This window comes from Sorangium sp. So ce394 (genome assembly GCF_051474665.1).
Lineage (GTDB): Bacteria > Myxococcota_A > Polyangia > Polyangiales > Polyangiaceae > Sorangium > Sorangium cellulosum_D.
Genome location: NZ_CP150339.1, coordinates 5973890 through 5987185, shown reverse-complemented (window position 1 = coordinate 5987185; position 13296 = coordinate 5973890). Strand labels below are relative to the sequence as shown.

Annotated in this window: 8 protein-coding genes; 2 read left to right on the top strand and 6 right to left on the bottom strand. The window is 71.1% G+C overall.

Annotated features, from left to right (window positions below; genetic code table 11):
* Positions 1-84: 84 nt before the first annotated feature.
* Together WMF33_RS21840 and vapC are read left to right on the top strand one after the other, a co-directional pair.
* The gene (locus tag WMF33_RS21840) at positions 85-333 is read left to right on the top strand and encodes a hypothetical protein (RefSeq protein ID WP_437338948.1); all 249 of its coding nucleotides are present in this window, start codon (positions 85-87) and stop codon (positions 331-333) included.
* Entirely contained in the window at positions 330-734 is a 405-nt protein-coding gene (gene vapC, locus WMF33_RS21835) for a type II toxin-antitoxin system tRNA(fMet)-specific endonuclease VapC (protein ID WP_437338947.1), read from the top strand. Before WMF33_RS21840 ends, vapC begins: the two co-directional genes overlap by 4 nt.
* Positions 735-826: 92 nt before the next feature.
* On the opposite strand, the gene WMF33_RS21830 is transcribed toward vapC, so the two are convergent.
* The 6 genes from WMF33_RS21830 to WMF33_RS21805 form a co-directional block, all read right to left on the bottom strand.
* Complete coding sequence (locus WMF33_RS21830) at positions 827-4453, bottom strand: TIR domain-containing protein (protein ID WP_437338946.1); 3627 nt, start codon at positions 4451-4453, stop codon at positions 827-829.
* A 100-nt stretch (positions 4454-4553) separates the two neighbouring features.
* A complete protein-coding gene (locus tag WMF33_RS21825) occupies positions 4554-5615 on the bottom strand; it encodes a hypothetical protein (protein WP_437338945.1) in 1062 nt (353 codons plus the stop codon).
* Positions 5616-5947: 332 nt separating this feature from the next.
* Complete coding sequence (locus WMF33_RS21820; RefSeq protein ID WP_437338944.1) at positions 5948-6409, bottom strand: DoxX family protein; 462 nt, start codon at positions 6407-6409, stop codon at positions 5948-5950.
* 24 nt (positions 6410-6433) lie between these two features.
* Positions 6434-7228, bottom strand: a complete 795-nt coding sequence (locus tag WMF33_RS21815; protein WP_437338943.1) for a helix-turn-helix domain-containing protein — start codon at positions 7226-7228, stop codon at positions 6434-6436.
* 99 nt (positions 7229-7327) lie between these two features.
* Complete coding sequence (locus WMF33_RS21810; protein WP_437338942.1) at positions 7328-7915, bottom strand: Uma2 family endonuclease; 588 nt, start codon at positions 7913-7915, stop codon at positions 7328-7330.
* Positions 7916-8095: 180 nt separating this feature from the next.
* The gene (locus WMF33_RS21805; RefSeq protein ID WP_437338941.1) at positions 8096-13291 is read right to left on the bottom strand and encodes a pentapeptide repeat-containing protein; all 5196 of its coding nucleotides are present in this window, start codon (positions 13289-13291) and stop codon (positions 8096-8098) included.
* Between the last annotated feature and the right edge of the window lie 5 nt (positions 13292-13296).

Here is a 13296-nt window from a genome sequence, read left to right as displayed (position 1 = left end):
CACCGGGCCGAGCCTGCTGCGTCTCCGGCAGCTCCACGTGCTAGAAATATCGCCGACTCTGATGGTTCCGGAGGAGCACCCTGGATGAATACGGTTCGCAAGCTGTACGAGAGCGACGAGCAGGGCACGGTGCACGTCGAGCTTCCGATCGGCGCCCCTCACCGCCGGGTCGAGATCGTGCTCGTCTGGCAGGAGATCGACGAAGCCCGAACCCCGCCGGAGGCGGTGGACAAGAAGCGGGCCGAGATCGAGGCGCTGGCCGGCGCCCTGTCGGATGATCCGATGGCGCGTCCCGTGCAACCGCTCCCCGAGACCCGGCTGCCCATCGAATGAAGTACCTCCTCGACAGCAACACATGCATTCGATTCCTCAACCAGCGGTCACCGGCGCTCATCGACCGCCTGACCGAGACGCCAGACGAGGAAATCTGCGTGTGTAGCATCGTCAAAGCGGAGATGTTCTATGGGTCGGAGCGGAGCGCGCGGCGCGAACGGAATCTCACCGTCCAGCGAACCTTCTTTGCTCGCTACAGATCGCTCTCGTTCGACGACGTGGCCGCGGAGAGGTACGCCGTCATTCGAGCCGAGCTTGAGGGACGCGGGCAGTCCATCGGAGCGAACGACCTGCTCATCGCGGCGATCGCGCTGGCCCACGATCTCACGTTGGTGACCCACAACATCTCCGAGTTCTCCCGCGTTACGGGGCTCCGTCTGGAGGACTGGGAGGCGACTTGAGGCGGCGCTGACGAGGGGGGCTGGTCGGCGGGGCAGGCGAGCATGTCGCCATCCGGTCGAGGGGGTGCAGCCAGGGACGTGGCCGGGGAGAGCTACCCGGAGCGCCCTCGGAGCCTTTCGATGGCGCGACGGATGCCGAGGGCCACGTCGGTCCAGGCGTCGTCGCGGTCCTGCCAGAGGGTGACCGGCCTTCCGTCCTTCGGGAGCGCCTGGAACCTGGCAAATGGCGCGCTGTGCCAATCGGTCTTCCGTAGGACGACCGGGATGACGCGGGCCTGGCCGGCGTCGTGGCGCGCGAGGGCGCGCTTCATCTCCTTGTCGAAGCAGTAGTCGGAGGCGAGGAAGTCGGCACTGACGAGGAGGAGGATCACCTCGGCCTCGTCGAGGTTCCTGTCGATCTGGCCAGCCCAGTCGTCGCCGGCGCCGATGCGTCGGTCGTGCCAGCTCTGGAGGAGACCCTCGCGTTTGAGGAGGGCGAGATGGGTCTCCAGCTCGTCGCGGAGGGCCTCGTCCCTGTGGGAGTAGCTGAAGAAGAGACGGACGGGCGTCTTCGCAGGAAGGCGCTTCTCTTGAGGTTCGGAGGTCGGGAAATGGAGATGCCAGAGGTTGCCGTTCGCGTCGCCTGCGCAGAGAATCTGTTGCGATACAGCCACGCTGATGAATGCGCTGCCTCCGCGCACCGTATTCAGGCATTCCCTTGTCGACGCATCCCAGACCTTGAGCGTCCTATCGTGTGAGGCGGAGACGATGCGCTGGCCATCGGGGCTGAACGCGCAGGCACTTACCGAAACGGAGTGGCCTTCGAGGGTGGAGAGGAGCTGGCCGGTCGAGAGGTCCCAGACCTTGAGCGTCGTGTCGGAGGCGGAGACGATGCGCTGGCCATCGGGGCTGAGAGCGCAGGCATTGACCCAATCGGAGTGGCCTTGGAGGATGGAGAGGACCTTGGCGGTCGCGAGGTCCCGGACCTTGAGCGTCCTATCGTGTGAGGCGAAGACGATGCGCTGGCCATCGGGGCTGAGAGCGCAGGCAGTGACCGGATAGGCGTGACCTTGGAGGGTAGAGAAGAGCTTGCCGGTCGCGAGGTCCCAGACCTTGAGCGTGTTATCGATGGAGGCGGAGACGATACGCTGGCCATCGGGGCTGAGCGCGTAGGCAGTGATCAAACCGGAGTGGCCTTCGAGGGTGGAGAGGAGCTTGCCGGTCGAGAGGTCCCAGACCTTGAGCGTCGTGTCGTTGGAGGCGGAGACGATGCGCTGGCCATCGGGGCTGAGCGCGCGGGCCGTGACCCAACCGGAGTGGCCTTCGAGGGTGGAGAGGACCTTGGCGGTCGCGAGGTCCCAGACCTTGAGCGTGCTATCGATGGAGGCGGAGACGATACGCTGGCCATCGGGGCTGATCGCGCAGGCAGTGACCTCACGGGAGTGGCCTTCGAGGGTGGAGAGGAGCTTGCCGGTCGCAAGGTCCCAGACCTTGAGTGTGCTATCTCTGGAGGCGGAGACGATGCGCTGGCCATCGGGGCTGATCGCGCAGGCAGTGACCTCACGGGAGTGGCTTTCGAGGGTGGAGAGGAGCTTGCCGGTCGCGAGGTCCCAGACCTTGAGCGTGCTATCTGTGGAGGCGGAGACGATGCGTTGGCCATCGGGGCTGAGCACGCAGGCCGTGACGCCATCGGAGTGGCCTTCGAGGGTGGAGACGTGCTTACCGGTCGCGAGGTCCCAGACCTTGAGCGTGCTATCTGTGGAGGCGGAGACGATGTGCTGGCCATCGGGGCTGAGCGCGCAGGCAGTGACCTCACGGGAGTGGCTTTCGAGGGTGGAGAGGAGCTTGCCGGTCGTGAGGTCCCAGACCTTGAGCGTGCTATTGTATGAGGAGGAGACGATGCGCTGACCGTCGGGGCTGATCACGCAGGCAGTGACCCAACCGGAGCGGCCTTCGATGGTGGAGAGGAGCTTGCCGGTCGTGAGGTCCCAGACCTTGAGCGTCCTATCGTATGAGGAGGAGGCGATGCGCTGGCCATCGGGGCTGATCGAGCAGGCCGTGACGCCATCGGAGTGGCCTTCGAGGGTGGAGAGGAGCTTGCCGGTCGCGAGGTCCCAGACCTTGAGCGTGCTATCGATGGAGGCGGAGACGATGTGCTGGCCATCGGGGCTGATCGCGCAGGCCGTGACGCCATCGGAGTGGCCGTGCAGCGTGCGCTCCTCTCCGGTCCACATCCGTACCGGATGCTGCAGCCGGATTTTCGGCAGGCCGCGGGGGAAGTGCAGCGTCCGCGCGATGCGCTCCGCCTCCCATCCGGCCGAGCGCAGCCGATTGTAGACCAGCTCCGGCAACGCCTCCTCCTCCTCGCGAAGCCAGTGCGATTCGACCCGCACCGCCCGGTGCAGCAAGTCTACTTCGCCGTCCCCGAGCTCCTTCGCGCCGAGCCGCAGCGCATCCTCGAGCGCCGCCGGCCCGTCCTCGCGACAAAGCGCCGCCAGCAGCCCCAAATCCCGGCACAGCGCCCGCGCCGCATCCCGCGCGCCCGCCGCGAGCGCGTGCGCGATCGCGTGGCGTGCAGCGTACCGCCTCCGGAAATCGCTCTCCCCCTCCGGCACCGGCCACCGCGCTGTCGTCTCCAGCAGCCGCTGGTGCAGCTCGGCCATGCGCTTCGGCCCGAGCTTCTCCGCGACGAACTCGCGAAACGCCTCGTGATACGGCCGGTACGCCCGTACGCCCCGCCACGACGCCGGCTCCTCCAGGAGCAGCGCCCGCGCTGCGCGAAGGAAGTCCTCTCCGTCCTCCACGTCGCTCCACCCCCACGCCTCCTCGATCTCCTCGAGCGGGAGCGCCTCCCGCGCCGCACAGATCAACCCCAAGCCGTTCGCGACGAGCCCGAACTGCTCCCGCGGCAGGCTCCGGAGCTGCTGCCAGATCTGCTCCAGGAACCCCTTCAGCCCTCTCGGCAGGCGCTCCACCCGCCGCTGCTCCGGCGGCTGCTCGTCAAGCCATTCCCGCAGCTTCACCGCATAGAGCAGGTTCCCCTGCGCCCGCGCGATCGCCTCCTCGACGAGCCCCGGGTCGAGCCTTGGCGCGAACCGCGGCGCCTGATCGCGCCAGAATGCGCGGCAGGCCTGCTCGTTCGAGCTTGCCCACGCGGGCTCGTCGAGATCGATGCGCCGCACGTTCCCGCGGCTCTCCAGCCACGCGAGGTGCGGGTACTGCGGTCGCGAGGCGCAGAGCGCGTGCACGCGCGGCGGCAGCGCGTAGGGCAAGAAGCCCGGCAGCGGGTTCTGGCCGGCGCCATCGCTCCGCGCCTCGTCGAGGCCGTCGAGGACGAGCACCAGGCGCTCTCCGCGGGGCACGAGCTCGCGCTTCGACACCCTGGCGAGGAGCTCGATCATGCGGCTCTCCGGCCGCGCCGCGGGGTCCTTCTGCGCCGGGTAGAGCGCCTCGATCTGCGCCGCCAGGGAGCGCGCGACCGCCTCGGGGCGATCCCAGTCCATCACGTCGCGCCGGAGGAAATGATGCGGCGCCCCGCGGCCGCGCTGCTCTTCCACGTCGAGCCATCGCGAGAGGATCGCGCTCTTGCCCATGCCGGGCCCGCCCGTGACGAGCACCCAGCGGCCCGACGCCCCCGCGCCGTCGAGGTGGCGATCGATGGCCGCGAGCACGTCCTCTCGACCGAAGAAGTGCTCGTGGCGGCTGCGCTCGATGCCGAAGTCGATGAGGTCTGCCGCCACGGCACCAGTCTAACAGACGACGTTCTCAGGCCGCCGCAGGGCCTGCTGAAGACGGGGAGGCGGCGCAGCGCGCGGCGCCCCCTCCCCATCGCTTACCCGGTCATCCGTCCGTCATCTCGGCCGGCGCGCCTCCCAGCGCCTCCGCCGGCGCGCTCTCCGGCGCATCCTCGGCCGCCCCGTTGCTGCCGAGCGCGACCGCCGCGCGGAGCGCGGGCAAGAGCTCATCGGCCTTGCGCTTACCGAGCGCGACGGCCGCGAGCACCTGGAGGTGGTCGTAGCGCTCGGCCACGAGCGCCGCGAGCTGGTCGCGCAGGATCGACTCTCCGGTGCGCTTCGGCACCGCGGCGGCGGCGTTGCCTGGGCGCACCTGCTGCACCAGCGCGCCGCCCAGCGTGGCGAGCAGGTCGAGCTTGTCCGCAGGGAACGGGTGCTTTCCGGCGAGCGCGCCGGAGAACTCCGCGAAGAGCCCCGGGAGGGCGACGAAGTCGCGCGCCTTGTCGAGCTTGCCCGAGCCCGCGCGCACGGCCGCGACACGCTCGCGCGGCAAGAGGCCGAGCAGCGGGTGCGACGCCATCTCGAGGTAAGTCAGCATCAGCTCGCGCCACGGCGCGCCTTCGGCCAGCATCCTGTCGATGTCCCCCGCGCTGAGCGTCGCGACCGGCACGCGCACCGCGCTGAAGTCGAGCGCCATGACCAGGGCCGGCAGCTCGAAGACCTCCTTGAGCCTGGGCTCGCGCAGCGCGCTCACGGCGGCCGGCAGGTGCGGCTCGAGCGCGTCGAGCGCGGCCCTGACGTTCGCGCGCATGAGCAGCGGCTGGCCGGTGAAGACGGGCAGATCCGCCGCCGGCACGCGCTCGGCGAGCGGCCGGAAGTGCGCGAAGGCGCGCTCGGGGGCCTCGTCGGTGAACGCGTCCGCGCGGGCCTCCGCGATGAGCGCCGCCGGATCCACGCCCGCGCGATCCCTCTTGCGCGCGCTCCGAGCCTCCTTGTTGCTGGCCTTCGCGTCCTTCTTGCCGGCCTTCGCGTCCTTCGCGCCATCCCGCTTGCCGGCTTTCGCGTCCTTCGCGCCATCCCGCTTGCCGGCCTTCGCGTCCTTCGCGCCATCCCGCTTGCCGGCCTTCGCGTCCTTCGCGCCAGACTTCCTGTCCTTGTTTCCGCCCATGGGTCTCCCTCCGTGTGAGCGTGGTTTGTCCAGCCGGCGACCCTGCCACGGCGCCGGTGACCTGTTCAATCCGAACGCACTGTCCGCGCGCCGCGAGCACCGGCGAAATCGTGCCCGCGACGCGGCCCCGTGGCAGGAGGCGCGACCTGCGTCCTCCGGCCGCGGCGACCCGCGCAGCGCTGTTGCGCTCTCAGCGCTGTGTCCCGTTCGGCGGTGGAGGCGCAATCTGGCTTACAAACCTGTCTCCTGGGCGACGGGCAACCCGTGGTTGGGCTCGGAGCGCCGCGTCCCGTCCGGCGGGCAGGCCGTTCCGGCAGCGCGGCCACGCGCTCCTATGTCCGCTTCGGCCCACGGCCGCCGATCGCCACGGCGAGCGTCGCGGCGAGGAACACGATCTGGATCAGCGTCCGCGGCACGAGCGGCGTCACCGGGCTGCCGCCGAGGGTGAGCCCCGCGCGCGCGGCGTGCACGTTGGCCGGGAACATCGCCACGAGCAGGATCGTCAGCCCCGCGGCCGCCCACGGCGCGAGCCTCGGCACGAGGAGCGCCGCCGCGCCGGCGATCTCGAGGACCCCCGTGACGGTGACGAGGAGCTCGGGGTAGGGCAGGGCCGGCGGCACCATGGCCACGAGCTCGGCGCGCCGGCTCCCCCAGTGGGCCGACGCGGTGAGCAGGAACATCGCCGCGAGCGCGTACCGCAAGCACGTCACCCAGCTCGCGAGGTGTCTGACGCCGAGTCGACCCAGGATGAGCAGCAACGCGAACGAGATCGAGAGGACGAGCAGAGGTGCCATGCCCTCACGATGGGCATCCGCGCCTCACCGGTCTTGAACCAACTGGCTACGTCGTCTCAGGTCCGAGGGGCTCACCCCGAACATGCGGCGGAAGGTCCGGGTCATGTGCGCCGCGTCCGCGAAGCCCGCGGCGCTGGCAGCTTCCGCCAGCGTCGCGCCGCCGGCCATCGCCGCGCCGGCGCGCTCGACCTTGAGCCACAGGAGGTAGGGCCGCAGCGGCACGCCGACGCTCTCCGTGAAGGCGTGCATGAACCGCCCAGGCGAGAGCCGCGCGACGCGGGCCAGCGCTTCGAGCGAGGTGTCCGCGCCCCCGGCGTCCGCCCGCAGGTGGCGCAGCACCCGCCGGACCCCGGGGTGCCTCGGCCTCGGCGAGGCCGGCGGAGCCGCGATCCCCAGCGCCTCGAGCACGCCGGGCAGCGCCGCCGCGACGTCGGCCTGGGCGGGCGCGGCGACGCGCGACCGCAGCCGATCCGCAGCCTCGCGGCCCACGACCTCGATCGTCGACGCCCCGAGCGCCTGGGCGAGCGCGTCGCCGACGTCGCTCTCCGGCTCGATGAACACGAGGAGCACGCGCGCGCCCGACGCGTCGATCTCGTGCGCCACGTCCGGGGCCGTGACGACGGCGCCTCCCGGCCGGAACGGGCTCTTGTCGGCCGTCCTGACCTGGAGCTCCCCGTCGAGCGCCAGCACGAGGTGACAGCAGTGGTGGGCGTGGAGCGTGCTCCGCTCGCCGGGGCCCCATGTCGCCAGCACGGAGGGCCAGGGCCGAGCGACGCCCGCGGGGGCGGCGAGGCCGGTCGCTTTCGGCGGGAGGAGCATCGGCCTCGAGATTAACCCGGGCGGGCGGCGATCCCTGCGCGACCACGGCGCGCTGGACGGCGAGCGCTCGCAGCCCAGCGGTCGATCGGCGGTGGTGCGTCAATCGCCTTCGAGCTCGAGGTCCTCCCACCAGATGGAGAGCTCGATCTCCACCTCTTCGAACGGCTCGGCGCGCACCCGCTCCGTCGGACCGTGGACGCCGAGCTCGAGCCACCTGCCGTCGACGAGACGGCTGACCGCGAGCGATCTCGCCTCGGGATCCACGTACCAGAGGTGGCCCACGCCGATCTCGGCGTAGAAGCGTCGCTTGACGATGAGATCATAAGCCCGCGTCCGGGGAGACAGGACCTCGCAGACCCAGTCCGGCACGACGCGGATGGACTCCTTCACGGGCAAGCGAGGCAGCCGCTCGCGCCGCCACCCGGCGACGTCCGGCGAGATCTCCGGGGCCCGGGGGAGCTCGACGCCGGGCTCGACGAGCATCCACCAGCCGCCGGGACCGTTGCGCCGCTTCTGGAAGGGGCCGTGGAGGTCGGCGGCGATGCTGGTCTCGAGGCTTCCATGCGGCGCGCGCGGGCGAGGGAAGGCGTAGAGGTCGCCGTCGATGATCTCACCGCGCATCGTGTCGGGCAGCGCTTCGAGGTCCGCCCTCGTCGCGGGGCGATCCAGCTTCCGGGCAAGGCTCATCAGGGGGCTCCCAGGTCCCCGGAGCTTACCTCACCCGGGGCGCGCCGCGCGAACACGACCGCGGCTGCGGCCGGTCAACAGGCGACGCCCCTCGTCGCCGAGGAAGCCCGGCGGCGTACGTGGCTCGATCGGGATTGGCCGCGAGCGCCGGGAGCGGCCGATCTCTCGACCACCCCGCGCTCACTCCGCGCGAAGCGAAGGACGCGCGGGGAGCAGCGGCTCGTCGTCCGGGATGCGCAGGCCGGGGATGAGCGCGTCGAGCTCGCCAGGCTCGAAGCGGCAGAGGTTCGCGGCGTGCCAGAAGCCACCCGCGACGTCGCCGCCCAGCTTGTAGCGGCCGTCGGGTCGGAAGGCGACCCAGCCCTCGCCGAGCTTGAGGAGCACGGCGAGGCACGCGCCGGTATGCACGTCCCAGAGACGAACGGTGCTGTCGGTGGAGCTGGAGATGAGCGTGGCGCCGTCAGGGGTGAAGGCCACGCTCAGCATCGCGCCAGCATGCCCTCGCAGGACACGCTCGAGCTCGCCGTTCACCTCCCAGATGTGGATGGTGCTGTCGTTCGACCCCGAGGCGATGAGAGCGCCCCCCGGGCCAAAGCACACGCTGTTCACCGGACCCGAGTGGGCGTTCAGCCTGTATAGCGACGCGCCGGCAGCGATGTCCCAGATGCGAACACTGCCGTCTTGCGAGCCCGATGCGAGCAGCGCCCCGTCGGGGCTGAACGCCACGCTCGCGACGGTATGCTCGTGGCCTTGGAGCACGCGCGCTGCACCCCCTCTCTCCAGGTGCCACAGCCAGATGGTTCGGTCTTGTGAAGCGGAGGCCAGCGTCGTGCCATCGGGGCTGAAAGCTACGCCCGTCACGCCGCGGTCGTGACCCTGAAGCACCCGCAACGCAGCGCCGGTCGCCGTATGCCAGAGCCGTACGGTCCCGTCGAACGAGCTGGACGCCAGTCGCTGACCATCAGGGCTGAACGCGACGCCCACCACGTAGCTGGAGTGACCATCCAGCCTCCGCACCAGGCGACCTGTCGCGACCTTCCAGAGCTCGACGGACAGATCCTGCGCACCTACCGCCAGGATCGATCCGTCAGGGCTCAGCGCGAGCTTCGAGAATCCGGTCACGTCATTCCGAAGCGTGGGCAGCATCTCTCCCGTGAAGAGCCGCCAGAATTGAATGCCAAACTCGTCGGACTTGAAGGCGACCGTCGCGCCATCGCCGCTGAGGGCGAACTGTGAAATGGGGCTCGTCGGCTGCCCCAGCGCGCGTTGCATGCTGCCGGTCGGCACGTGCCATAGCCGTACGGTCTCGTCGAGAGAGCCCGAGGCGAGCGTCGCGCCGTCGGGCGCGAACGCTATGCTCATCACGGCGAACAGGTGGCCCTGCAGCACGTGCAGGGTATCCCGCGTGGAGAGGCGCCATAGCCGTATCGTCTTGTCAAAAGAGCCCGAGGCGAGCGTCGCGCCGTCGGGCGCGAACGCCACGCTCATCACGGCGTAGGAGTGGCCCTGCAGCATCTGCAAGGCTTCTCCGGTCGACGTCTGCCAGAGGCCGACGCTGCGGTCCATGGATCCGGAAGCGAGGATCGCGCCGTCGGGGCTGAACGCCACGCTCAGCACACTGCCCTGGTGCCCGCTGAATACGCGAATCGTATGCCCTGTCGACACGTCCCATAGCCGGACCGTGGTATCATACGAGCCGGAGGCGATCGTCCTGCCTGCGGCGCCGAACGTCAAAGCTGTCACCGTCTGCGAGTGACCCTGGAGCAGGCGAACCTCTCTGCAGGTGGACACCTGCCACAGCCGGATGGATCCGTCGCGCGATCCGGAGGCCAGCAGCTCGCCGGCAGGGCAGAACGCCACGCTCGTCACGTGATCGGAGTGCCCCTTGAACGCGCAGATCGCGCTGGCCGTCGACACGTCCCACAGCCGGACGGTGCAATCCTCCGAGCCAGAAGCGAGCGTGTATCCGTCAGAGCTGAAAGCGAGGCTGGTGACCGTCCCGGAGTGGCTATCCAGCACGCGCAGCGCGCTGCCGGTCTGCACATCCCACAGCGTGATCCTTCCAGCGTGTCCGGTGGCGAGCAGCGCGCCGTCCGAGCTGAAGGCTATCGAGGTGCATTTCCCACCGTAGTGCCAGGTCGGCTCGAACATCGCCGTCTCCGGCATCGCAGCGCCGAACGTGTCGCACCCGTCGAACCGCGCCCCCCGCGCGTCCACCAGCTTCGCCCCGCGCAGCTTGACCGCGGCGAGCCTCGCCCCCGTCAGGTCCGCGCTCACGAGGCGCGCCCGCGCCGCCGTCGCCCCCGTCAGATCCGCCCCGCAGAGCGCCGCCCTCGAGAGGTCCGCCCCGTCGAGCAGCGCCCCCGCCAGCTGCGCCCCGCGGAGGTCGGCCCCCACGAGCTTCGCCTCCCGCAGATCCGTGCCCCGCAGGTCGCACCCGCGGAGGTCCTTGCCCGAGAGATCCTGCCCCCGCAGGTCCGCCCCGGCGAGGTTCATCCGCTCGCGCACCCCGAGCCCCATCCGCCCGTCGATCCGCAGCGCGTTCGCCGCGGCCACCGCCCCCCACGCTCCGCCGAGCGCCGCCCGCACCCACGCCGCCGCCGCCTCGCGCCCGGTGAGCGCCCCGAAGAAATCGGCCATAAGGTCGCTCACCTCGCGCTGCGCGAGCGCCGGCGCCTCCCCGGCGCGCTGCACCTCCTCGGCCGCCTCCCGCGCCACGAGCCACTCGAGCACCGACTGGTGAATGAAACGGAAGTTCTCCTGGTCGTCCCACACGAGCAGCGTGCCCGACCCGATCTCGTGCGTCGCCACCGCCACGTCGAGCTCGTGCCGCCCGAGCGCCTGCAGCGCCGCGATGAGCTCCGCCGGCAGCTCGCGGATGTTCACGCTCTGCTCCGTGCGCTGCCACAGCCGCGTCGCGAGCTCGGTCACCGCCCGCCACCGCTGCGCCACCGACAGCCCGGGCTGCGCGCCCTTCGGGTGCGCGCGCTCGTACTCCCAGACGAGCCACCGGTCGAGCAGGAGCCGGTACAGCCCCGCCGACGTGATCTCCCCGTCGCCGGCCTTCGCCTGCCGGAGCTGAGCCTCCTCGATCTCCGCGATGAACCCCAGCATCCGCGGGTTCGCCGACAGGCCGAGCAGATCCTTCACGTCCGCGAGCAGCCGCACGCGCCCGTCGGCCGCGTCCTCGCTGCCGAGCCGGTTCACGAGGAACCGGCGGATCTGCGCCCCGGTGAACGGCAGGAGGCGCGCGAGCCGGTACCCGGGCAAGAGCGCGGCCCGCTCCGCGAGCGCCGACCGCACCTGCTGCTCCGAGATGAAATGCTGGCTCCGGCTCGTGACCACCACCTTCGCCGCCTTGCCCTGCGCCGCCTGGATCAGCGTGTCGAAATGCTCGACCGCGCGGTCGTACGTCACGCGGAACGCGAGCTCGTCGAAGCCGTCGAACAGCAGCGCGATCCGCCCCTCGGCGAGCATGTGCCGGAACGCGGGCAGGTCGATCTTGCCGAGCCCCGCGAGCGCGAGGTGCTGCGCGATGAGCGCGTTCAGGTCGCGCGCCTTCTCGAGCGCCCGCATCTCGATGAGCACCGGCGTCAGCGGGCCGCCCGCCTTGCCCATGCGCCGCGCGAGCTCGTGCAGGAGGAACGTCTTGCCCGTGCCGAAATCGCCGAGCACCAAGACGAACCGGCTGTGCTCCGCGTCGAGCAGCTCGACGAACGCGTCGAGCGCGCGCTCGCGCAGCACCTCCTCCTGGCCCACCGTGAGCGCGATGCGCTGGTCGACGTAGAGCGCCGGCGGATAGGTGGGGTCGCGCTCGAGCTTCGCGTTCTGCCACGCGAGGTAGCCGCGGAAGTCGATGAGCCCCTGGTACTCGAGGAACCGCACGAGGCGCACGCGGCGCGCGCTCGCGTAACGGACGAGCTCCTCCGGCGCGGGCTCGCCGCCGTAGACGAGCGTGGACACGAGGCCGGGATCCTCGCGCCGGTACGAGGCGTCGATGCTCTCCAGGAACGCGGAGACCGCCTCGGTCGAGATGCCGCTCTCGAGCGCCGCGAGCGGCGCGATGCGGACGATGCCGCCCTCGTTGACCGAGACGCGCAGGTAGACGCCGAAGGGGAGGGGCGCGTCGAACCACTCGATCTTCACGCCCTCGGGCTCGCGGAGCCTGCACACGCGCTCGACCCGCGAGAGGAAGTCGTCGCTGCGCCCCTCGCCCGGCAAGAGGATGTCGTCGTGGTGCTCGGCGAGGCCGCCCCCCGCGCGCGCCGAGAAGCGGCGCAGCCGGCGGCCTCGCCCGGTGTCCTCGGCGCGCTCGGCGCGCGCGGGCTCCAGGGTGCGCCGCAGGAACGCGAAGAGGAACTCCGCCGACGCGCGGCACGCGAACGCGCGGAAGCCGTCGTCCTTGTCGGGATCGCCGTGATCCGAGACCGCCTTCGCGATGATCGACCGCCGCCCGAGGCGCTCGGCGACGTAGCCGATCGCCGCGGCCTCCATCTCGACGCCGAGCACCTTCCGGCCGATCGACTTCAGCCGATCGAACAGCCCGGCGTCCTCCTGCACCGCCTTGCCCGTGGCGATCGGGCCGATGTGCACGCGGAACGGCCGGGCCTCGGGCGGGCCGTCCGGGTAGACGAGGCGCTCCCGGCGGACCTGCGCCATACCCGCCTCGGTGAGCTCGAGGCCGTCGTCGCCGATGCGGAGCACGCCCGCCGCCTCCAGCTCGCCGACGCGCTCGGTCCAGCCCGGGCACCGCTCGGCGCGCTCCGGCCGCGCGACGGGCGACGGCCCCCCCTCGACCTGGCTCGCGTAGAGCGCGTGCCGGAGCCACCACGCCTGCGACGCCCTCGACGGCGGGCGCGCGGCCGCGAGCGGCGTCTGGCGCTCGAACTCGCGCGCGAAGAGCGCGGCGTCCATGTTCCACGTCCGCTCGAGGTTGTACGTCTCGATGTCGTGGAAGAACGCGCCGTCGCCGCCTCCGGCAGGCGCGGCGATGCGCTTGCCCTCGTCGTAGCTGTAGACCCGATCCGCGACGATGACATCGCCGAGCGACACCTCGCCGCGCCGCCCGGCGCAGATGCCGCACATCGCGAGGCACCCCGGATCGAGCTCGTCGATGAGCCCCTGCGCCCTCGCCGCCGCGGCGCTCTCGCCCATCCGTCCGGACCACGCGGCGGCGACGCGGAGCGGCGCTCCACGGTCGTTCGGGAGCTCGCGCACGTAGTACGGAAAGCCGGCCGGATCCCGCGCCTCCCGCCAGCCGTCCCGGCCGGCCTCGCCGACCGAGAGCACCGCCTCGAGCTCGTCCTGCAGCGCGGTCACGACCAGCGCGTCGACGCGCGCTGGGTCGACGCGCCGTGTGGGGATGTCCTGCGACACTTAGT

Bases quoted from the DNA above. Each gene is read 5' to 3' on its own strand.
- vapC (WP_437338947.1), top strand. From the start codon at position 330: ATGAAGTACCTCCTCGACAGCAACACATGCATTCGATTCCTCAACCAG.
- WMF33_RS21825 (WP_437338945.1), bottom strand. From the start codon at position 5,615: ATGGGCGGAAACAAGGACAGGAAGTCTGGCGCGAAGGACGCGAAGGCC.
- WMF33_RS21810 (WP_437338942.1), bottom strand. From the start codon at position 7,915: ATGAGCCTTGCCCGGAAGCTGGATCGCCCCGCGACGAGGGCGGACCTC.
- WMF33_RS21820 (WP_437338944.1), bottom strand. From the start codon at position 6,409: ATGGCACCTCTGCTCGTCCTCTCGATCTCGTTCGCGTTGCTGCTCATC.
- WMF33_RS21815 (WP_437338943.1), bottom strand. From the start codon at position 7,228: ATGCTCCTCCCGCCGAAAGCGACCGGCCTCGCCGCCCCCGCGGGCGTC.
- WMF33_RS21840 (WP_437338948.1), top strand. From the start codon at position 85: ATGAATACGGTTCGCAAGCTGTACGAGAGCGACGAGCAGGGCACGGTG.